24 protein-coding genes are annotated in these 20,996 nt (G+C 44.7%); 9 read left to right on the top strand and 15 right to left on the bottom strand.

Annotation, left to right across the window (positions count from 1 at the left end; translation table 11 throughout):
• The first annotated feature begins 545 nt into the window (after positions 1–545).
• Positions 546–1,448: a COX15/CtaA family protein gene (locus tag ADU24_RS07655; protein ID WP_053366068.1), complete on the top strand. Its 903-nt coding sequence runs from the start codon at positions 546–548 to the stop codon at positions 1,446–1,448.
• Positions 1,449–2,016: 568 nt separating this feature from the next.
• On the opposite strand, the gene ADU24_RS07650 is transcribed toward ADU24_RS07655, so the two are convergent.
• Together ADU24_RS07650 and ADU24_RS07645 are read right to left on the bottom strand one after the other, a co-directional pair.
• A complete protein-coding gene (locus ADU24_RS07650; protein WP_053366067.1) occupies positions 2,017–3,216 on the bottom strand; it encodes an FtsW/RodA/SpoVE family cell cycle protein in 1,200 nt (399 codons plus the stop codon).
• A gap of 153 nt (positions 3,217–3,369) precedes the next feature.
• Positions 3,370–3,651: a YlaN family protein gene (locus tag ADU24_RS07645; RefSeq protein ID WP_053368835.1), complete on the bottom strand. Its 282-nt coding sequence runs from the start codon at positions 3,649–3,651 to the stop codon at positions 3,370–3,372.
• A gap of 179 nt (positions 3,652–3,830) precedes the next feature.
• Here ADU24_RS07645 and ADU24_RS07640 point away from each other — a divergent pair, with 179 nt between their 5' ends.
• Positions 3,831–4,325 carry a hypothetical protein gene (locus ADU24_RS07640; protein ID WP_053366066.1) on the top strand — a complete coding sequence of 165 codons (495 nt, stop codon included), beginning with the start codon at positions 3,831–3,833 and terminating at the stop codon, positions 4,323–4,325.
• 72 nt (positions 4,326–4,397) lie between these two features.
• Here ADU24_RS07640 and ADU24_RS07635 read toward each other — a convergent pair whose 3' ends face one another.
• Complete coding sequence (locus ADU24_RS07635; protein WP_053366065.1) at positions 4,398–5,726, bottom strand: PhoH family protein; 1,329 nt, start codon at positions 5,724–5,726, stop codon at positions 4,398–4,400.
• A gap of 156 nt (positions 5,727–5,882) precedes the next feature.
• Between ADU24_RS07635 and ADU24_RS07630 the strand changes: the two genes are divergently transcribed.
• A complete protein-coding gene (locus ADU24_RS07630) occupies positions 5,883–6,470 on the top strand; it encodes a YhcN/YlaJ family sporulation lipoprotein (RefSeq protein ID WP_053366064.1) in 588 nt (195 codons plus the stop codon).
• Positions 6,471–6,683: 213 nt separating this feature from the next.
• On the opposite strand, the gene ADU24_RS07625 is transcribed toward ADU24_RS07630, so the two are convergent.
• The gene (locus tag ADU24_RS07625; protein WP_053366063.1) at positions 6,684–7,139 is read right to left on the bottom strand and encodes a pyridoxamine 5'-phosphate oxidase family protein; all 456 of its coding nucleotides are present in this window, start codon (positions 7,137–7,139) and stop codon (positions 6,684–6,686) included.
• 180 nt (positions 7,140–7,319) lie between these two features.
• On the opposite strand from ADU24_RS07625, the gene ADU24_RS07620 reads away from it, so the two are divergent.
• Positions 7,320–7,520 (top strand): YlaI family protein, encoded by a 201-nt coding sequence (locus tag ADU24_RS07620; protein ID WP_053366062.1) that lies wholly within the window; start codon positions 7,320–7,322, stop codon positions 7,518–7,520.
• 79 nt (positions 7,521–7,599) lie between these two features.
• On the opposite strand, the gene ADU24_RS07615 is transcribed toward ADU24_RS07620, so the two are convergent.
• The 3 genes from ADU24_RS07615 to typA are packed head-to-tail and all read right to left on the bottom strand — an operon-like array spanning position 7,600 to position 10,089.
• Positions 7,600–7,905 carry a hypothetical protein gene (locus ADU24_RS07615; RefSeq protein WP_053366061.1) on the bottom strand — a complete coding sequence of 102 codons (306 nt, stop codon included), beginning with the start codon at positions 7,903–7,905 and terminating at the stop codon, positions 7,600–7,602.
• An 18-nt stretch (positions 7,906–7,923) separates the two neighbouring features.
• Positions 7,924–8,229 carry a YlaH-like family protein gene (locus ADU24_RS07610; protein ID WP_053366060.1) on the bottom strand — a complete coding sequence of 102 codons (306 nt, stop codon included), beginning with the start codon at positions 8,227–8,229 and terminating at the stop codon, positions 7,924–7,926.
• 21 nt (positions 8,230–8,250) lie between these two features.
• A complete protein-coding gene (gene typA, locus ADU24_RS07605) occupies positions 8,251–10,089 on the bottom strand; it encodes a translational GTPase TypA (RefSeq protein WP_053366059.1) in 1,839 nt (612 codons plus the stop codon).
• A 194-nt stretch (positions 10,090–10,283) separates the two neighbouring features.
• On the opposite strand from typA, the gene ADU24_RS07595 reads away from it, so the two are divergent.
• Positions 10,284–10,463, top strand: a complete 180-nt coding sequence (locus tag ADU24_RS07595; protein ID WP_053366057.1) for a DUF5325 family protein — start codon at positions 10,284–10,286, stop codon at positions 10,461–10,463.
• Positions 10,464–10,555: 92 nt separating this feature from the next.
• On the opposite strand, the gene ADU24_RS07590 is transcribed toward ADU24_RS07595, so the two are convergent.
• Together ADU24_RS07590 and ADU24_RS07585 are read right to left on the bottom strand one after the other, a co-directional pair.
• On the bottom strand, positions 10,556–11,350 hold the full coding sequence (locus ADU24_RS07590) for an inositol monophosphatase family protein (RefSeq protein ID WP_053366056.1): 795 nt from the start codon (positions 11,348–11,350) through the stop codon (positions 10,556–10,558).
• Positions 11,351–11,555: 205 nt separating this feature from the next.
• Complete coding sequence (locus tag ADU24_RS07585) at positions 11,556–11,750, bottom strand: hypothetical protein (RefSeq protein ID WP_053366055.1); 195 nt, start codon at positions 11,748–11,750, stop codon at positions 11,556–11,558.
• Positions 11,751–11,926: 176 nt separating this feature from the next.
• Between ADU24_RS07585 and ADU24_RS07580 the strand changes: the two genes are divergently transcribed.
• Positions 11,927–12,547 (top strand): YktB family protein, encoded by a 621-nt coding sequence (locus tag ADU24_RS07580; RefSeq protein WP_053366054.1) that lies wholly within the window; start codon positions 11,927–11,929, stop codon positions 12,545–12,547.
• A 109-nt stretch (positions 12,548–12,656) separates the two neighbouring features.
• Here the strand turns inward: ADU24_RS07580 and ADU24_RS07575 are convergent, their stop codons facing one another.
• Positions 12,657–12,929: a UPF0223 family protein gene (locus ADU24_RS07575; RefSeq protein WP_053366053.1), complete on the bottom strand. Its 273-nt coding sequence runs from the start codon at positions 12,927–12,929 to the stop codon at positions 12,657–12,659.
• Positions 12,930–13,014: 85 nt separating this feature from the next.
• Positions 13,015–13,980 (bottom strand): NAD(P)H-dependent flavin oxidoreductase, encoded by a 966-nt coding sequence (locus ADU24_RS07570; RefSeq protein ID WP_053366052.1) that lies wholly within the window; start codon positions 13,978–13,980, stop codon positions 13,015–13,017.
• A gap of 252 nt (positions 13,981–14,232) precedes the next feature.
• Between ADU24_RS07570 and ADU24_RS07565 the strand changes: the two genes are divergently transcribed.
• Positions 14,233–15,705 carry an aminotransferase class I/II-fold pyridoxal phosphate-dependent enzyme gene (locus tag ADU24_RS07565; RefSeq protein WP_053366051.1) on the top strand — a complete coding sequence of 491 codons (1,473 nt, stop codon included), beginning with the start codon at positions 14,233–14,235 and terminating at the stop codon, positions 15,703–15,705.
• Between the two features lie 79 nt (positions 15,706–15,784).
• Here the strand turns inward: ADU24_RS07565 and ADU24_RS07560 are convergent, their stop codons facing one another.
• Together ADU24_RS07560 and ADU24_RS07555 are read right to left on the bottom strand one after the other, a co-directional pair.
• A complete protein-coding gene (locus tag ADU24_RS07560; RefSeq protein WP_053366050.1) occupies positions 15,785–15,910 on the bottom strand; it encodes a GapA-binding peptide SR1P in 126 nt (41 codons plus the stop codon).
• A gap of 417 nt (positions 15,911–16,327) precedes the next feature.
• A complete protein-coding gene (locus ADU24_RS07555; RefSeq protein ID WP_053366049.1) occupies positions 16,328–16,627 on the bottom strand; it encodes a DUF3055 domain-containing protein in 300 nt (99 codons plus the stop codon).
• 155 nt (positions 16,628–16,782) lie between these two features.
• On the opposite strand from ADU24_RS07555, the gene ADU24_RS07550 reads away from it, so the two are divergent.
• Complete coding sequence (locus ADU24_RS07550) at positions 16,783–17,220, top strand: DUF1885 family protein (RefSeq protein WP_197277487.1); 438 nt, start codon at positions 16,783–16,785, stop codon at positions 17,218–17,220.
• A 505-nt stretch (positions 17,221–17,725) separates the two neighbouring features.
• Entirely contained in the window at positions 17,726–18,106 is a 381-nt protein-coding gene (locus ADU24_RS07540) for a hypothetical protein (RefSeq protein WP_053366047.1), read from the top strand.
• Between the two features lie 44 nt (positions 18,107–18,150).
• Here ADU24_RS07540 and lpdA read toward each other — a convergent pair whose 3' ends face one another.
• On the bottom strand, positions 18,151–19,560 hold the full coding sequence (gene lpdA, locus ADU24_RS07535; RefSeq protein WP_053366046.1) for a dihydrolipoyl dehydrogenase: 1,410 nt from the start codon (positions 19,558–19,560) through the stop codon (positions 18,151–18,153).
• Between the two features lie 3 nt (positions 19,561–19,563).
• A complete protein-coding gene (locus ADU24_RS07530) occupies positions 19,564–20,940 on the bottom strand; it encodes a dihydrolipoamide acetyltransferase family protein (RefSeq protein ID WP_053366045.1) in 1,377 nt (458 codons plus the stop codon).
• Positions 20,941–20,996: the final 56 nt, after the last annotated feature.

Raw genomic sequence — 20,996 nt, 5'->3', positions numbered from 1 at the left:
GAATAATGTAAATTATATGAGAAAAAGGTAAATGCTTTCTCTGTATATTAAATCACACTTCATCCCTCTTTTGTGAACTTTTTTTGAATTTAATTTAACAAATTTATGACAAAGTATGATTACTCTTGAACATTTTCTGTTTCCGCATCAACTTATATAAGATAAAATGATACAGACGGCTATTGCTTCCCTATTTTAATAAAAAAATGAAGAGAGGTGCCCGAGGACCTTGCACGCTGTATAGTAACCAGCTTATTTTGTGGTATTTTCTTATGTTACTATAATTAAAGAATCGCACAGAAACTATTGAAAGAAAATTCACGCATTTGTCCAGCTTGGAAATGGGGGCTGCCATGAAGCGTATCAACGCCAAGAATCGACATCGGTTTTGGACGCCCCAACGAAGAGGCAGAAAATCATGCAAAACTCTGTTCTTTTCTCCCTTTCTTGGCTATTATGTATGAGTGCCTATCCGCCAACTCCCATTTATTATACTGACAACTTGTTTTTATGACAAATTATTGAACTTTAAAGAAGGTGATCTTTTGCGACGCTCATTGAAGTGGTTTGCAGTTGCAACAACAGTAGGAATGATATTTATTTTACTTGGAGGCGCGCTCGTAACAAAAACGGATTCAGGAATGGGGTGCGGCAGATCGTGGCCACTGTGCAACGGTGAGTTCATGCCCGGCGAAGTAACGCCTGAATTACTCATCGAATTCTCCCACCGCCTTGTGTCAGGGGTAGTGGGCCTGATGGTTTTGGGCCTGTCGGTTTGGGCATGGCGGGCTATCGGCCATATAAGAGAGACAAAATTCCTTGCACTGCTTTCCTTCGCTTTTCTCGTGCTTCAAGGCTTGATTGGAGCGGCGGCAGTTATTTGGGGGCAATCGGATTTTGTGCTCGCACTTCATTTTGGCATTTCTTTAATCTCGTTCGCATCGGTCTTTCTCTTGACCCTGCTTATTTTTGAAGTGGATAAGAAGTTCGATGCCGAGAAACTTGTTATTGATAAAAGGATGCGGTTCCATATCATTTGGGTGACAGTCTATAGCTACATTGTCATCTACACCGGGGCGCTCGTCAGGCATATAAACGCAAGCCTCGTATGCCCTGAATGGCCTTTATGCAACAGCAGCGGTTTTACCTTGCCGGATAATATATATGAATGGGTCCAAATGGGACATCGGGCCGCAGCAGGGCTAATTTTTATTTGGGTGGCATACATCGCATGGCTTGCCGCGCGGAATTACCGATCTGAAAAAGTGCTTTATTGGGGATGGATGATTTCCCTGATCCTTGTGTCCCTTCAGGTAATCGCTGGCGCCTTAGTCATTTTTACAAGATTGAACCTTTACATTGCACTTTCCCATGCATTTTTCATCACGTGCCTATTTGGAATGTTCAGCTATTTTATTCTCCTTGTTTATCGAAGTAAACGAACATAATACAAAAAAGATGCCTCTTTTTCCGAGGCATCTTTTTTTTGCAGCTTGCTATATAGGTTGAACCCAAAATTTATATACAAATGGAATCTTGCTGTTGATTTCCGCTCCCATAAAGGAAAGCTTCAGCGAATAATCATTGGCGCAGGAGCAGTTAGGAGCCCCCTCAGCGCTAGCGCCTGCTTGTCGAGCTACACAAGGAAGGCTTCGGCAGCATAGGCATCGCACGAAGGAAAAGCGATAGCTTTTTCGAGGAGCACCTAGCCCCTCGAGGTCGCTTCGGTCCTTCAGGTGAAGTCAAAGAGCGACTTCTCCTTCAGACCCTCCAGCGCTTGTCGGGGCTGACCGAGGCGCTTTCGCTTTTCGAGGGGTCTCCACCTTGCCACTGCATCCTGCTGGACACTGAATGGCATCCTTGAATCCGCCCGCACACGAAGGAAACGCGGTAGCGTTTCCGAGGAGTCGGTGCCTTCCTCTCCAATCAACTTACATTTTAAATAAATAGTGTCCAAAAAATATATTTCAACCTATATAGTTTATGAAAAAACATATTGGCACAACAGTCTGCGTGCTATCTCCTGGCCCTGATTGGTTCGCGAACCGCCAGTGCGGGAGGGGTTTGGGCCTTTTTCACTTTAAATTTACTTTCGTAGTTGGCAAACATCGAAACATTCACGAGGATTCCGGAAGCAACCGCCAACTGGATGATGGAAGATCCGCCATAACTGACAAAGGGAAGCGGAACCCCTGTTAATGGAATCATTCCCGAAACCCCGGCAAGGTTAATGACCGACTGGATGCCAATCATACTCGAGATCCCAAGGGCCAGGAGGCTTCCAAATGGGTCCTTGCATTTCATACCGATATGAATCCCTTTCAGAACGATGAACGCTATACATAGGAGGACAAATGTTACTCCAACGACGCCAAGTTCCTCCGCGACGACGGCAATAATGAAATCGGTATGCGACTCAGGCAGGTAGCCAAGTTTCTGGACGCCTTTTCCCAGGCCAAGGCCGGTAATGCCACCTGAGCCTATTGCCAATAGCGAATTCGATAAATGAAAACCTTCATCCTGTTCGCTTTTGAACGGGTCCTCGAGCACCGAAATACGATGCATCCTCACTTCGGAAAATATCTTGTCATGTAGTGCAACGCCAAAAACTATAAGGATAAGTGTCCCAATTCCAATTAGTTTAAAAATGTTTTTCCAGCTCATCCCGGAAGAAAGTATGATTGCCAATGCAATCAGGATGATGATACCAGCTGTGCCGAAGTCCGGTTGGGCCATGATGAGGACGCAAACGAACACCAGGTAGAAGAGCGGCGGCATAACTCCTTTATTGAATTCGTTAATATAGCTTTGCTTCTTCGCATAAACAGCCGACAAGTAAATGATGACTGCAAGCTTCGCGAATTCGGAGGGCTGGATGCTTACCCCTCCAAGCTCGTACCAGCTCTGCGCATTTCCGGCCACTTTACCAAAAAGAAATATCCCGCAAAGCCCCACCAGGGACATAATGACCATGGGTGCAAGAAGCCGTGTACTTTTCATAATTTTGTACGGGAAGAATGCAAAAAACGAAAAAATAACCGCTGCCCCAAGCAAAAACATTTTTTGCTTTTGGAAAAAATGGTCTGCGTCCACACCATACCTCTGCACGGCAAAAGCCATACTTGCGCTATAGACCATGACAAGGCCAAAAATCGACAATGCCACAATCGTTGCTATTAACAAATAATCATATGATTTTAACACTTTTTTAAGCATCGCATTTCCCCGATTCGATAATGGATGTATCTATTATAAATGAAAACCGCTAGTTTTAGGTGAATTAAATGCTATTTTACCGATTTGAAATAAAAATGAAATACAGTCCGAAAAATAACAAAACCCAAACACGGAGGTGTCTGGGTTTGGTAATTATTTTTTCATTGATGCTTCGTGAAGGGCGGATAGCTCCCTCTCCAGTTTTTCAAGGATGGCTTTGCCGTCTTTTTCATCTATCAGCCCCAGCCTTGAGGCAAAATCTATTTCCCTGGATAAACCAAACATCTGCGTGTCCAATACCTCCTCATAAAGAGGGCATTGGGGCATTGTCAAGTTATCCATTTGCACCTTGATTAGCTTCAATATTTTTTCAGCGTCAGCCTGCAAAAGGGCATATGCTTTTTCTTGATGATTAATGATCATTTCGGACGCCAACATCGATCCCCCCGTTTCCGAGCGATTACTACACTATCTTTAAATTTTACAGGTCATGTCCTGAAATTGCAAGAATTATTAAGCTGCACGGTTGGTTAATCTCCCTTGTCCGGATAAATGACATGAAACAACGAACGGGTTATACTCATAGTGGAGCTAGAAATTGGAGGAATGGAAATATGGATGGAATTATACAAGTAACCGGAAAGGTGAAATATCCGATTACAATCGACCCCGGCGTATGGATTTTTGACGAACGCCGTGTCGATCTTGACACCTTTTTTGAAAATGCGAACGAATCCGCCAGCGAACTGGAGACATATACAAAGTCGGCCTCGCAGCAGTGGGACAAGGAAATCACCGAGGGGGCACAACTTCCGCCAGACCCAGGAAAGAAGGTATATGAAAAACAAAAAGTTCTTACAGGCTCATTTGGTATGCCTATTGGGCCTTTTCTGGAAAACTCCGAGCCCACTGGGGAGGCAAACACGCTCATCGTCCAAGCTGACGGAAAGGAATATTCCTTCCCGCTTACCGAGGCTTATAGCCTGATCGCAGCATTCTCAAACAAGGGCAAGCCGCTTCTTGAGGATGGGCCAATCCATCTCTACATGGAAGATGGGTCAAACAGGGACAATCCCATTAAGAATGTAACAGGATTCATCATAAAGTAAAATGGCGGATTCCGAATTCAAAGAGGAACCCTTTTGCAATTGAAAAACAGCCCTACGGCTGTTTTTTCTTCTTTATAGTAGGTCCGCAGCAAGCCGGGCAAGCCCTGACCTCTCTCCCTTCAGCAGCTTCACATGGCCAGCAATCGGCTGGTCTTTGAATTTTTCCACGACATACGTTAGTCCGTTATTATATGCATCGAGGTAAGGATGGTCAATTTGATCCGGGTCGCCCATCAAAACAATCTTGCTCCCCTCCCCCACCCTTGTCAAAATGGTCTTCACTTCGTGTTTCGTCAGGTTTTGGGCTTCATCAATGATAATATACTGGTCGGGAAGGCTCCTTCCCCTTATATAGGTCAGCCCTTCAACTTCAATTGAACCAAGCCCTGCCAAAATCGCATCGAGTTCCCCAGGCTTTTTGGTATTAAACAAAAATTCCAGGTTATCAAATATTGGCTGCATCCAAGGCCTCAGTTTTTCCTGTTTTTCCCCAGGCAAAAAACCAAGATCTTTTCCGACAGGAACAATCGGACGGGCGACAAGCAGCTTTTTGTATTGCTTCAGGTCCTCAATTTGCATAAGCCCTGCGGCTAGCGCTAGCAAAGTTTTTCCCGTCCCTGCCTTCCCAGATAAAGTCACAAGCTGGATGTCCCTTCTAAGCAGCAATTCAATCGCCATCGTCTGTTGAACATTCCTCGCGTGGATGCCCCATACATGGTCTTGCTTTATGACAAGCTTCCTGGCTTTTTTTCCCGAGCTGTCTATAAGCCCCAATGCTGAAGAAGAACTTCCGAGCGCATCTTTCATGATTAGGAACTGGTTTGGATAAAAAGGATGGTTCGCAAGTTCCGAAACATGCAAATCCCCTGTTGCGTAAAATTTATTAAGCGTTTCAACCGGCAAGTGGATTTCAAGGAATCCGTCATATAAATGGTCTGCTTCAACAACCCTGTCTTGCAGGAAGTCTTCGGCATACAGGCCGATCGCATCCGCCTTAACCCTGACCAGGGCGTCTTTGCTGACAAGGATGACACGCTTTCCATTTTCCTTCGCCTGTTCTTCCAAAAACAAGTTTTTTGCAACGGCAAGAATTCTATTGTCATTCGTTTTTTCCGTAAAAATTTCCTGAAGTTCATGGAACGAACGATGGTTAATTTCTATTCGCAAATTCCCCCCATTTTCCAGCTGGATCCTTTCATGAAGCTTTCCATACGCCCTGAATCCGTCAATCAGCCTTGATACCTGGCGGGCATTTCTGCCTATTTCATCCATATACCTCTTTTTGGAGTCAACTTCCTCCAATACGACAGCAGGGATGACAATATCATTGTCCTCAAACGAAAAAATCGAATACGGGTCCTGCAGCAAAACATTTGTGTCCAATACATAGATTTTATTCAATTGAATGCCTCCCGCTTATCTGGCCTCTCTCAAACTTTTGGTAAAATATATGATTTCAGGAATAAAGATAGACGATGTTCCGGACAATAATCTTGTGAAACATGTATTTTTCTGGAGGGGCTTTCGGCATTTTATAAGAATAGGTGGTTTTCTACAATGGACAAATTGTTGATTATAGTTATCATCCTGCTTGTCATTACCGACTGCGGGGCAAATGGACGGCCTGATGTGGGGAAAGATTCAAAGCAATTGGTACAGGTGAAAAACAGCGCAGCCCCGAACCCGGACAGAAAGGCTGGGCAAAGGGCCGCCAGCCATCTGGAGCAAATCGCTTCTTCTGTCCCGAAGGTAAACGGTGCAAATGCGGTCGTCCTTGGAAAATATGCGATTGTCGGAATTGACATTGATTCCACAGTGGAACGTTCCGAAGCTGGTACAATTAAATACTCGGTTGCAGAGGCGCTGAAGGATGACCCTTACGGAGCGAGGGCGATGGTCATTGCGGATCCCGATATGAATGCCCGGTTAAGGGAAATTTCAGCAGACATTGAAGGTGGCAGACCAGTCCAGGGAATTCTATATGAACTAGCCGATTTGGCCGGAAGGATTGTCCCGGAAATGCCAGGCAAAATCATTGAACCTGAACGAGGCAGGCCTGTTAAAGAACAAAAGGAAAAAATGCCTAAGCAGGATAAGGAAAAATTGGAGCGCAGGCAGGAAGAAGAGTCCCTTAGGAGAAAATAGCAATAAGGGCAGAATGATTGGATGCGGAGGTCCAGGAAGTGCCAGCCGAGGGCAGAAATCCGGTTTTTCAATCCTCCGTATGAATGTGCAAATGGGGGTTTTAATTAGAAAGGCCCGGCAAAAAATTGCCGGGCCGTTTCTTTACGGAAAATGAATTTTTATCAGTTGAGATAAGTGAATCCAAAAACTCGGATTGTACCCAATCCTATTGAATCAGGCATTCCGGAATGCTTCCATGACCTGGTTGTCAAGCCGTGCGGCGGCGACTTTGTCATACGTCTTATCGTACTGTGGTTCCTGGGTGATTTTTGAACCGTAGAACATGACATCGCGCACCTCTTTGATTTTCACTTCTATCAGTGCCAGCTTTAACGGAACCCCTTCCAACTTTTCCTGCTTGACAGCCGCATTGCCGTTAATCGCGTATGTAGTTTCATTGGCAATGACATTTATGGCCACATCGCTTTTGTTCTTAATGTTCTGGACGATCCGCGAACGATTATCCACCGCGAAATAAATCGTGTTTTCATCCTTTGCAAGCAGCCAGGAAATAGCGCTGATATTCGGCCCGCCTGTTTCGTGGTCGATAGTTGCAATGGTGGCAAACCGCTCTTTCTGCAATTCATCAAACAACGGTTTAATAAGTTTTGGTTCTACCTGGTTAGCCATTTTAAGATTGCTCCCTTCACTTCTGGTAAATGTCCGGCTCCAACAATATTACTATTTACTATTTCATACATCAACTTGCAGGACCGCCGGGGCTATGTACATGTAATATCCCATGTTATACTATTAGTATGCCAGCAAATGAACCAAGGTGAAAGCAAACAGATTTGAGGTGGCCCGAGCTTGAGAGTAAAATGCGTTTTATGCGATACAATTGAAACAATCCCGGACGAATCCCCTGAGGCAAAAAGGCTGCGCAACCGGCCAATCCATACGTATATGTGCACCTCTTGCCATGACAGGATTGCCACGAGGACAAATGAACGGGTAGCAAGCGGTAATTTCCGCCTGTACCGGACCAAAAAAGACAATGATGAATTTTGACAGGACAAAATGCGGAAACGCCTTCGAGACAGCAGCAAAGACAAACCCCCTGAACGGCTTGTTCAGGGGGTTTTGCAGTTCAGTTTTCTGTTTCTTCGGGGAAGTTGCAGAATTTATCAGGTTCCATGTTTATCTGATTCAGCATAACTTCAATCAGTTCCCGAGGAAAACGCGTTTTCTTTTTTTCCCCATCACGCTCGTAGTGGACATAATACATGTCTTCATCGGTTTCAATAAGCAAGTCCGAAGCAGCGACACCATAGTTTTCAACCATCATTTCTTCAAAAAGCTCTTTTGTTTCAAAAGCAGCAGAATCATCAGGCCGGGCATCACAAACCACTTTGATGGTGAGCCAGTTATAAATCGTATCCTGCAAGGAATTCATCGGCAGACTCTCCCTACATTAAGCTTCTGTTTTTTGTTTCCGCTCTTGGTTCAGGCGGATTTTGTAAATGATTAAGATGATTGCAGCGACAACGAGCCCCTCGGTTATCGGCAGCATCACTCCCAAAAATGTGAGGATCGTGCTGCCTAGTGCGAGGAACAAGTAAATAACGGCAGATTTGGCAGGAGGAAGCTTTTTGGCGAAACCTAATTTGTATACTACGACAGCTAGGGCGACAATCGTTATATACAGCATCCACATCCCCATTTTTGGGTTTTCCCCTACCCTGTAAAGAGCTGCAAAAAAGGACAGCCTGTCCTCCATTCTTGCATTCCTCCCCTACTCCTAGTTCATTTCTGCATATTTCTTCTTCTTGGCAATCCGTTCCCGCTCATTTTTATCAAGGATTTTTTTGCGGAGGCGGATTGACTCCGGTGTAACTTCACAATACTCGTCTTCATTCAAATATTCAAGTGATTCCTCCAATGTCATAATCCGCGGCTTTTTAATCGTGGAAGTTTGATCCTTGTTAGCAGAACGGACGTTGGTTGCATGCTTCACTTTTGTAATATTAACGGTAATGTCATTTTCACGGGTATGCTCTCCGACAATCATGCCTTCATAAATTTCAGTGCCTGGCTCAACAAAGATAGTACCCCTGTCCTCAACCTGCATGATGCCATACGTTGATGCTTTGCCTGATTCCATGGAAACAAGCACACCTTGGCGCCTTCCTCCTACCTGGCCGGCAAGCATAGGCTGATAGCTGTCAAATGTATGATTGATGATTCCGTAGCCGCGTGTCAATGTAAGGAATTCTGTTGTATAACCAATTAACCCTCGGGCAGGAATCATGAAGATTAGTCGGACTTGGCCGTTGCCATTATTAATCATATYSGACATTTCACCTTTACGCGCTCCGATTGATTCCATAATCGCCCCAGTATATTCTTCCGGAACGTCGATTTGAACTCTTTCGACTGGCTCGCAGCGAACTCCATCTATCTCTTTTACAATGACCTCAGGTTTTGAAACCTGCAGTTCATATCCTTCACGGCGCATATTCTCAATCAGGATTGACAGGTGAAGCTCACCACGTCCTGAGACTATCCATGCATCTGGTGAGTCAGTGTTTTCGACCCTTAAGCTTACATCGGTTTCAAGTTGAGCATGCAGGCGTTCCTCAATTTTTCTGGACGTTAGATATTTTCCTTCCCTACCTGCAAACGGGCTGTTATTAACAGCAAAGGTCATTTGGAGGGTAGGTTCATCAATATGGAGTACCGGCAGAGCTTCCTGATGTTCAACCGGGCATACTGTTTCACCAACATTGATATCTTCCATGCCTGAAACAGCTACTAGATCTCCAGCAAATGCTTCCTGGATTTCCTGGCGCTTTAAACCAAAGAAGCCAAACAATTTTGTTACACGGAATTGCTTTACACTGCCGTCAAGCTTCATTAAAGCAACTTGCTGGCCAACCTTCATCGTTCCCCTGAAGATGCGTCCAATACCGATTCTCCCGACATAGTCATTGTAATCGAGCAGTGCAACCTGGAACTGAAGCGGCTCTTCACGGTTATCAGCCGGTGCCGGAATATGCTCGATGATTGATTCATAAAGCACCTGCATGTTTTCATCCTGCTGGTCGGGATTTGTGCTCGCTGTACCATTTAACGCAGAAGCATAAATCACCGGGAATTCCAACTGATCCTCATTTGCATCAAGTTCGATGAACAAGTCAATTACTTCATCAATTACTTCAGCAGGACGGGCAAAATCCCTATCAATTTTATTGACAACAACGATAGGTGTTAGGTTTTGCTCAAGCGCTTTTTTTAACACAAATCTCGTTTGGGGCATAGTACCTTCATATGCATCAACGACTAGAAGCACGCCATCGACCATTTTCATAATCCGCTCTACTTCTCCGCCAAAATCCGCGTGTCCGGGAGTATCTAGAATATTGATTTTTGTATCCTTGTATTGAATAGCGGTATTTTTTGCAAGAATGGTAATTCCGCGTTCCCTCTCGATATCGTTGGAATCCATTGCCCTTTCTTCGACATGCTCATTTGAACGGAAAATTCCTGATTGCTTGAGCAACTGGTCGACAAGGGTTGTTTTCCCGTGGTCAACGTGGGCAATTATGGCAATATTTCGTATATCATTTCGTTTATTCAAGGTAGTTCACTCCTGCCTCTTGTATGGGTAAAACCATTTCTAGCCTTATTATTTCTAGTACAACTGAAACATTATAACACAAACCGAGTAGAAACCTATAAATTTTTTGGTTACAATAGTCCTTGAAGTATATATTTTCCCAAAAATCATCGAGATGAATCCAACTTATAGTGGGGAAAAGGATTGGAGAAATAATGAAAAAAGTCAATTGGGGAATCCTCGGTATTGCGATTCTAACTGCCGGGGCCATTTCCGGCATCGGGATTGCAATCGGGGAAAAAAGTATTCTTGGGGTCATTGCCTGTATTGCTACCCTAGTATTTGCGATGCGGGAAGGTTTTAAACGGAAAAGACAAGCTGCAAAAAAGCACTGAGGGGGCAGGCTCGCCGCCCCTCAGTGCTTTTTTCCCGGTCTAAGCGAGACGAAAAATTCGATTATATGCTTCCGAGTAATGGAAGCTTCACCTTATTTTTCAGCTTTAAGATACCGGTCCAAAATATCTCCATGAAGGCCAGGACCTGCCGCGAAAACGGAAGATTTGTTCAGCATATCCAGCTTAACCCCATTAAGATTTGTCACATTTCCGCCTGCCTCTTCTACTATAATGGCGCCGCCGGCATAATCCCAAGGGGCCAGCCTTGGCGAAATATAGGCATTTACCCTGCCCGTTGCCACATAGACAAGTTCGAGTGCCGCTGAACCATAAGATCTGGTCCCCCTAGCCTCTCGGACAAGCGGGATGAGCAGATTATGGTCGACCATTTTATTTTCCAGCACCCATGTTGCGTTCATGGCTATAATCGATTCTTTAACATTAGCCCTTTCTAGTTTCGGTAATTTCCTTCCATTTAAATAGGCGCCGTTCCCTGCCTGGGCATGATAAAGTTCATTATGGACGATATCATAAACAAGGCCGATTTTTCCCTTCCCATTTTCATATATCCCAATTGATATTGCGAAGTTCCTTTGTTGATGGATAAAATTCATTGTTCCGTCGATTGGGTCGATAATCCATACAACTCCTTCGAGGTCTGAAAGAGCATCGCCGAAACCTTCTTCCCCGAGGATCCTATGCTCCGGGAAAGCACCTCTGATTTTTTCAATAAAGAATTTTTCCGTGTCCCTGTCAATGTCTGTCACAAGGTCATTTGGATCTGATTTTGTGTGGATATTAAGAGTTTTATCAAAGGATGAACGAATCCGCTCCCCAGCTTCAAGAGTCCATTTTTTTGCTTGTTCAAATATGTGTCCAGTATCCATTCGGTAATCCCCCCAAACAGTTATTCCTTTTATTTCGCCAGTAATGTTTAGCTTATACAAATGAACGGCGTCCATCAACCTTTAGGGTACCCACAGCCGCCAAAAAATAATAAACGAACTCTCCAGCATTGCCGGGAGTCCGTTTTTAACTTGCGCTTTCCTATATGGCAACTCAATTTTTTAATAGTCTTCCTCTCCACCCTTATTAAAGGGCCTTTAATCGGAGAAGTTCCTGCCGGATCTTTTCAAGGCGTAATTTGCAATGTTTTTTCATCTCTTCATTATTTTCCGCCATAGCATCATACAGCGTCGCAAGTTCATAGTCCATTTCAAGCCTTAGAACCGCTGTCCTTTCCTTATCGAAAGCCTTTTTTCTAGTCGTGTTAATTAACTGTTTCATTAGTAAGCACTCCTTCCGGCCATTAATCTTATTTCTCGAATTTTTTTATTATAGTATGAAGCTCTTTGTGAATCTGCGACAAAATGTGATTCTATCCTTCTTATAAGGACAACTATTTTTATCAGTCGGCTTCTGTATGCTAAAATAATTTCATTACTGTAATTCAGGAGGCCCGCATGGAATTTAATGGTTTCACCCAAGATGACTTTAATGTTTTTTCTATTGACGGCCTGGAAGCTCGAATGGAAGCTTTAATTTCCCGTGTCCGTCCGAAATTAACCTGGCTTGGGGATCATTATGCCCCGATTCTCTCCGAAATGACAGGGCAGGATATGTTTGCCCATGTAGCAAAGCACGCCAGAAGGACCAAGAATCCACCGAATGATACGTGGGTTGCCATCTCAGGTAGTCGAAGAGGGTATAAAATGATGCCCCACTTTCAGATTGGCCTATGGGAAACCCACCTTTTTATCTGGTTCGCGGTTATTTATGAATGCCAAGGGAAACCGCAAATCGGAGAAAACTTCCAAAAACACCTTGGTGACATCGTTACCGGAATCCCAAACAACTATGTCTGGTCAGAAGACCATATGAAGCCTGGAGCGCTCCTCCATGGCAGCCTTTCAACAGAAGATCTGAATGATTCCTTCCAACGCCTTAAAGATGTTAAAAAAGCGGAAATTCTGTGCGGCTGCCACTTTGATCGCGATGAAATTGTCAAGATGGGCCCATCTGAATTACTGCAACATTTTGATGGTGTATTTAGACAAATATTACCCCTATATAAATTGACATAAACCTGCAAAATATTATGCGAAAGTGATAGTGGCATAATAAGGGAATGCCACAGTGGAAATTCTACGAAAATAATGAACCCCCATGCCGTTTCGGCATGGGGGTTCATTATTACCTTATGCGGAGTTTGCCACCTTCAGGAAGCTCCTTCGCTTTCATGACCGCTTTATAGGAGGAGTAGCCGCTAAGCTCCTCGAATTCCCCGCAAAGCTTCTTTTCTTCGGACTTGCCCGGGACTATCTTTTTGAATTTCCTGTACGATGACATGAATTCATCCCGTCCTATTCCTGTTTCATACGCTTCCTCGACCGCCTGAAAAAACTGGATAACTTGTACAGTTTCATCGGTAGTCCATGTGTAATCAATTGGGTATTGGTAATCCATCTTACGCACCTGCTTTACTAATTAATAGCGCGAATATAGTTTACCACTTTTCATGGCAACCAAAAAGATTGGGGTTCGCGCAATGTTAGCCGAAGCTCCCCCAACGCCTGCGGATTTCGGATGCTTCTCCGAGGATTCGTTCAAAAAGTTCCTTGGTTGTCGGAATGTCACGGATCAATCCGATTGCCTGTCCTGCCCACGCAAAGCCTTCCTCTACTTTTCCTTCATAGATGAACCTCCTGTTAGCTTCACCGCTGATATATTCCTTTAATTGCTCGTACCCTATTCCTTTCTTTTCAAGTTCAATTATCTTTTCGGCCCATTCATTATGAATAACCCTTCCTGGGGCACCAAGTGATTTTTTTATAATCACGGTATCGGATTCGTCTCTCTCAAGCAACTTTTGTTTATACTTTTCATTTGCATGGACACATTCCTTTACAGCAATAAATCGAGTCCCCATTTCAATTCCTTCTGCGCCAAGGGCGAACGCAGCCATAAGACCCCTTCCATCGGCAATTCCTCCGGATGCGATTACCGGTATGGTAACAGATTCGGCAACTCGGGGAATAAGGACCATCGTTCCTATATCATCCTTTCCTAAATGCCCTCCCCCTTCCTGTCCGACCACCATTACGGCGTCGGCGCCAAGCTGTTCCGCTTTCAACGCTTGCCTTCTCGAGGCAACAAGGACGAGCGTTTTACACCCGGCACCTTTTATTTGATTAAAAATAGGCGCAGGATTGCCCCCAGTCATGGAGATGACCGGTACACTTTCTTCTATTGCCGCCTCAACATAATGATGAAAAGGGCGCCCATGCTGCCCGATGGCAAAATTCACACCGAACGGCTTGTCCGTCTTTTTCTTTGTTTTCCGGATTTCTTCCCGCAGCATTTTCGGGCTGTCCAGTGACATTGCCGTTATTTGGCCTAGTCCGCCGGCATTGGATACCGCAGATGCCAATTCAGAGTACGCAAGATGGGCCAAGCCGCCTTGTATAATTGGGTACTCGATTCCAAGCATCTCTGTTACTCTCGTTCTCCACTCCATTTCTATGCCTCCTCCATCCCGTCCCTTATGTAATTCTCCCATTTCGGTTAATTTCCTTCCATTAACGGGAAACTACATAGAAAGCCTGGATTTACCTAAAAGGGAATGAATATTTATTTGCAAATAAAAGCAGAAATGCTATAATTCATTTGTTTTATGTCCTGCCGGCCAGAGATTTCATTGGGCGGGAGCCTTGCTTCTGCAGGAACATAGTCGAACGATCCGATCATTCAGTAAAGAGGTGTGGAAATCTTGTCCCAATATGAAACGCCGTTGTTCACCGGCCTTGTTGAACATGCTAAAAAGAATCCAGTCCAATTCCATATCCCGGGCCATAAAAAGGGAACTGGAATTGATCCTGAATTCCGTGAATTCATTGGCGACAATGCGTTAAGCATTGACTTGATAAATATTGGCCCGCTTGATGATTTGCATTCCCCTAAGGGGATAATCAAGGAGGCACAGGAACTGGCCGCTGAAGCTTTTGGGGCGGACCATACGTTCTTCTCAGTCCAAGGCACTAGCGGCGCCATTATGACGATGGTAATGACTGTTTGCGGACCAGGGGACAAAATTATTGTACCTCGCAACGTTCATAAATCGGTCATGTCGGCGATTGTATTTTCCGGAGCTATACCGGTATTTATTCATCCGGAAATTGATGAAAATCTCGGTATTTCGCACGGCATTACGACCGAGTCTGTCGCCAGGGCGCTGGACCAGCACCCCGACGCCAAAGGAGTGCTCGTGATTAATCCGACTTATTTCGGAATTTCCGCAGATTTACGGAAAATCGTCGAAATTGCCCATTCATATGACGTGCCGGTCCTTGTTGATGAAGCCCATGGAGTCCATATCCACTTCCATGATGAGCTACCTTTGTCCGCAATGCAGGCCGGTGCCGATATGGCTGCGACAAGCGTGCATAAACTCGGCGGGTCCATGACCCAGAGTTCCATTTTGAACGTGAGGGAAGGCCTTGTTTCTTCCAAACGCGTCCAATCCATTTTAAGCATGCTGACAACCACTTCGACGTCCTACCTTCTCCTTGCATCCCTAGATGTAGCAAGGAAAAGGCTTGCAACAGAAGGGCGCGAATTAATCTCAAAAACAATCAGACTGGCGCAAACAATGAGGAAAAGGATTAATGAAATCGACCGCCTCTATTGCGTGGGACCTGAAATCCTAAAGTCAAAGGCAGCTTTCGATTATGACCCTACGAAGCTTATTATTTCCGTCAAGGATCTTGGAATACCGGGTTATGAAGTTGAAAAATGGCTGCGCGACAGGCATAATATCGAAGTTGAACTTTCGGATTTATATAACATCCTGTGCATCGTCACACCGGGTGACACAGAACGTGAAGCCGATATCCTTGTAAATGCACTTAGGGAGCTCGCAGAAGAATGCGTTGAGGAAGCAGGGAAGCCTGAGCCATTGAAGGTGTTCCTTCCAGATATACCGCTCCTGGCCCTTACCCCAAGGGATGCATTTTATTCGGAAACGGAAGTAGTTCCGTTCGATGAATCAGAAGGAAGGATAACCGCGGAATTCATAATGGTTTATCCACCAGGGATTCCAATTTTTATTCCCGGTGAAATCATTACGAAAGAAAACCTTCTTTATATTCAAAAGAACCTGGAGGTCGGCCTTCCTGTCCAGGGGCCTGAAGATGACCAAATCAAGACCATCCGTGTCATCAAGGAATACAAAGCGATAAAATGACAAAAACAGGATTCTTTGGAATCCTGTTTTTTGTTTAGTATTTATTTTTTCCGTGCTCTACTTGAGGCATCCAACATTCTTACAGTTCATCATCCTTGCGGGTATGGCATTTATCACACGTGCATTTTGAGTAAAGGACTGTCACTTTTTCATCTTCGAAATGGTCAATCGTTGAATTGCAAGTTTGGCATACAATTGTTCCCATGTTGATCGACTCCCTTAAGATTAGTAGAATGTAAGCGCTTAATGTAATTTATTTATATATTAATATAACCTATTTAAAATTTCAAGTCATATTGTATGTCACTTTTAGCTTATTTTTCGGTAAAAAACACCACATTTCCTTAAAAAGAACAAAATGCGCAAGCGCTTTCGCGACAGGCACAAACCGCTTGTCCCTCCGATGATTATTCTTAGAAGCTTTCCTTAGTGGTCAGCCCCGAGCAGCATAAGACGGAGCCCGAAGGACACTGAATAACATCCCTGAATGAGCCCTCGCACGAAGGAGATGCGAGCCCAAAGGAGGGCTTCAGCGAACTTACATCGCAATTTGAGTTATCCACAAGGTTCAATTAAATATTCCTGACAATGAGAAAACAGGCCTTTGTCTGGCCTGCCTCATTCAGTCATATTGAGTTATGAATGGTGCGGACGGAAGAATTTCAGAAAAGAATTCGACAAGTTCATTCGCCTGTCCTTCATCATTAATCCGAAAAACATGTTGCAAATGTTCTATATCTTCAAGGTCTTTAGGTTCGAGGAGGGTTGATCGGCCGGTTTGCATACAAACGACAAGGGGCTTTCCGAAAAATAGAGAGGAATAGACGACACCAAAATCATAGCGGGCATTTTCCGTTGTGAAGCCAGTGAAACGAACCTTTACGTTTTCATGTTCGTCATATAGCTTTTCAAATTGATCCATAACACTCCTCCTTAAAAGTTTTTAGAATATTATTATAATTCAGTTTTGACAATATTTCAAACAAAGTGCCTCCTAACCGACTTGGCGGTTGTTTCTCGAAATTAGACAATGCTACAATGGGGATGTACAGAAATACGAATCAAGGGGGTATGGTGATGGCTGAAAACGCTTTTATAAAACTTGTGCCTTCATCTTCGAAGCAATCTGTAACACTTGATGAACTAAAGGATTTTTTTCATTATTACAAGGATATTACCTCTAAAACCGGGACACAGGTTAACTGGAACTATGGCGAGAGCGCATTTCCATATGAAATAAGGGAAACGCCAGAAGGGAAGGGAGAATGGTTTTACTTGCATTCAACCGAAGACGACCGTTACCGTGCGATTGCTATCGCAGTCGGAAAAGAGGCTGTTGAGGCGGAAGATGGTACTTCCGCAATCCAATCGTATGTCCAGATTACCCTGCCTGATGGTGCGACCGCAGGAGACAAAGGTAAAGCAAATGAATTCTGTAAATTCCTTGCGAAAAAACTGCAGGCGGAACTGCATTTGTTTAACGGAAGAATCATGTATTTTAATCCAAGGAAATAATCCGGCAAGCATTCCAAAATATTGGAATGCTTTTTTCTTTTTCCTCCTGATTATTTTTGTAAGATAAATGGAAATTCAAAATAAGAAAGAACTATATGAATGGACGCATATAGACCAAGGCTGAAAGCAGTAAGAAAAAGAGCCTTTCTTTGGGACTCGATAAAATTCTCACCGATAATAACCGCTAGATAAAAGAACACTAAAAACATGAGGACATTATATAAAGGATGGTCCCGCTTCGACAGCCACTCCGTTAATGTATAACCGCTCCAGATTATAAACTGGATCAGAAATAAAACATACACCTTCATCCTAATCACCGCCTAAAACCCCAGGGAAAACCTGGCCATTTACTGAAGTATATGCCAAGCCCGCCAATGATATTTTTCATTTCTGTAACATTTGCATGACAAGGGAAGGTTGCCGCCAACCGTATGATAAAATGTGGGGGATGCCGTGTATTGCCAGCTGTAGGAATCATTTCGGACTATTGGGGGCAAAAGTTATGAAAGGTTATCCTGTTTACGTACTCTCTTTTTTATTGCTTTTAACAGCATCCTGCAGCCAAGCGGAGCAGGCAACGCTTTCAGTTGATAAAAATACAAAACAAATTATTTTCTTCTCTAATGAAAAGGAATATAATCGCGAAGCTGCCTATTACGATGCCTTGATTGAACTGAAAAAAGATTTTCCGAATGAAATGGAAAACCTGATGGTCCTATCAAGCAAGGAAAAGAAGAAATACTACGACGAATTTAATATTAAATCAGGCCCTGCCCTGATTGTCCTCTATAAAGAAAAAGTAATGGTTAGAATTGACGGACTTACAACCAAGGAGAAGATTATCCGGCCTGTATCCAAAGTGTTGGATGGGACCAATAAATGATCACAAAAAGCCCTTCCCATTGTGGGAAGGGTTTTTTGTTTCATTTATTTCACGATATGAATCGGGCTACCAATTGCTACTTCTGCAGCTTCCATCGTGATTTCACCCAGGGTTGGATGCGCATGGATCGTCATTGCCAAATCCTCGGCAGTCATTCCGGTTTCAATCGCCAAGCCGAGCTCGGCAATCATATCCGAAGCGCTTGGGCCAGCGATTTGGGCACCAATGACGAGCCCATCCTCCTTACGGGTAACAAGCTTCATGAAGCCATCGGTTTGATTAAGCGCCAATGCGCGGCCGTTTGCGGCAAACGGGAACTTTGCCGCCGTTACTTCAATGCCCTCTTCCTTTGCCTGTGCTTCGGTATAACCGACCGATGCCAGCTCAGGATCAGAGAAAACGACTGCCGGGATAGCAAGATAGTCGATTTCGGACGGGTGCCCTGCTATGGCTTCAGCTGCAATTTTACCTTCATACGAAGCCTTATGGGCCAAAGGTGGTCCAGGTACGATGTCGCCGATCGCATAGATGTTGCCAACATTCGTACGGCATTGCTTATCAATCTTTATTACGCCCCTGTCGGTCATTTCAATGCCGACCTGTTCAAGGCCAAGTTCATCAGTATTCGGGCGACGGCCAACCATGACGAAAACATAATCGGCTTCAACTGTTTTTTCCTCGCCTTTTACTTCATACGCCACCTTAACGGAATCCGCTGATTCCTCTACACCTTTAGCAAGGGCTTTTGTAACAATTTCAGCGCCTTTTTTCTTAAGGTTGCGCTTTACAAGCGAGGACATCTGTTTTTCAAAACCGTTCAGGATTTCGTCCGCGCCTTCAAGGATGGTTACTTTTGTTCCGAAGCTTGCGTACGCTCCGCCAAGCTCCGTTCCGATATAGCCACCGCCGATTACAACGATGCTTGCCGGAATTTTATCCAACGCAAGGGCGCCAGTGGAATCAAGGACACGCTTTGTATATTTGAAAGCAGGCAACTCAATTGGACGGGAGCCTGTCGCAATGATTGCATTTTTGAACGTATACGTTTGGGCCGAATTTTCATCCATAACCCTTAATGTGTTCGTATCAACAAAATAGGCCTCTCCGCGAACGATGTTAACCTTGTTCCCTTTTAAAAGGCTCTCAACGCCACCTGTTAGCTTTTTAACAACGCCAGCCTTCCATTCCTGTACTTTGGAAAAATCGACAGTAACATTTTCCGCCATAATGCCAATGTCACTGGAATGGGTTGCGGATTCATACCTATGGCCCGCTGCTATCAGAGCTTTGGAAGGGATACAGCCGACATTCAGGCAGACTCCTCCCAATGTTCCGCGTTCAACAATCGTCACTTTTTGGCCGAGCTGGGCAGCCCTGATTGCAGCCACATACCCCCCAGGGCCTGCGCCGATTACTATAGTATCTGTTTCAACTGGAAAATCTCCTACTACCATTTTTTACGCCTCCATTAACAAGAGTTCCGGGTCGTTCAGCAACCTCTTAATGTGGTTCATGAAATTCTGCGCGGTTGCCCCATCGATAACCCTGTGGTCAAAGCTCAAAGATAGTGCGAGGACAGGCGCGGCTACGATTTCCCCATTTTTTACGATTGCTTTTTCCGCGATTCGGCCAATACCCAGGATGGCAACTTCCGGATGGTTGATGACAGGGGTAAACCATTGGCCACCTGCAGAACCGATGTTCGTGATTGTGCACGATCCACCCTTCATTTCATCCGGAGCAAGCTTTCCGCTTCTTGCTTTGGAAGCAAGCTCGTTAATTTCATTGGAAATGGCAAATACTGATTTCCTGTCTGTATCCTTCACAACAGGAACAAGCAATCCCTTGTCTGTATCAGCCGCAATTCCAATGTTGTAATAATGCTTTTGAATAATTTCTCCGGCTTGATCATCGACTGACGTATTTAGAGCCGGATACTCCCTCAACGCACTTGTCAGCGCCTTGACAACGTATGGAAGGAATGTAAGCTTAATACCCTTTTCTGCTGCTACTTCCTTGAATTTCTTGCGGTGTGCAACAAGGCTTGCCACTTCCACTTCATCCATAAGGGTTACGTGCGGAGCCGTATGCTTGGAGTTCACCATCGCTTTGGCGATTGCACGGCGGATTCCGCTCATCTTCTCGCGTGTTTCAGGATATTGGCCTTGTGGAACAGGAGCCTGCTTCACCTCTTCGGCTGCTGCCGGAGTGGCCGCTTCAGTTACTGCGCCCTGGGCCTCCGCTTTCGGAGCAGCCTGGCCCCCGCTCAAGAAGGCATCAATATCGCCTTTAAGGATTCGGCCATTGTTGCCGGAACCTGAAACCTGGCGGATATCGACTCCTTTTTCACGAGCATATTTCCTTACTGAAGGCATGGCAATGACTCTGCGGTTCGGGTCAACTTCAGCTTTTTGACCTGCATCTACAGTAGCCGCTCCTGCGCCTGTAGCGCCTTCCGGTTTCGGTGCCTGTGCGGCTTCTTTTTCAATTTTCTGGCCGGACTCAAGAGTGGATTGAACCTGTGCCTCTGTTTTTTCATCTCCGGCAGGTTCGCTGTCCTCATTATCGTCGCCCTTAAATTGAAGATTTTCGTAGCCCGGGGCATCGAATGTAACAAGCACTTGGCCAACTGTCGCGACTGTGCCTTCGCCAACCAGGATTTCCTCTACGGTACCTTCTACTGGTGAAGGAATTTCAACAACAGCTTTATCGTTCTGGATTTCGCAAAGTACATCATCTTCACTTACTTTATCTCCAGGTTTAATAAACCATTTGACTATTTCGCCTTCGTGGATTCCTTCACCTATGTCAGGCATTTTAAATTGGAATGACACTATGCCTCATCCTCCTATTGTTCCTGAATATCTTCATGTTTATAAAACTTCGCCTA

This window comes from Bacillus sp. FJAT-27245, assembly GCF_001273955.1.
GTDB lineage: Bacteria > Bacillota > Bacilli > Bacillales > Cytobacillaceae > Bacillus_D.
The sequence above is the reverse complement of the archived record's forward strand: the minus strand, read 5'-3'. Positions and strand labels throughout refer to the sequence as shown.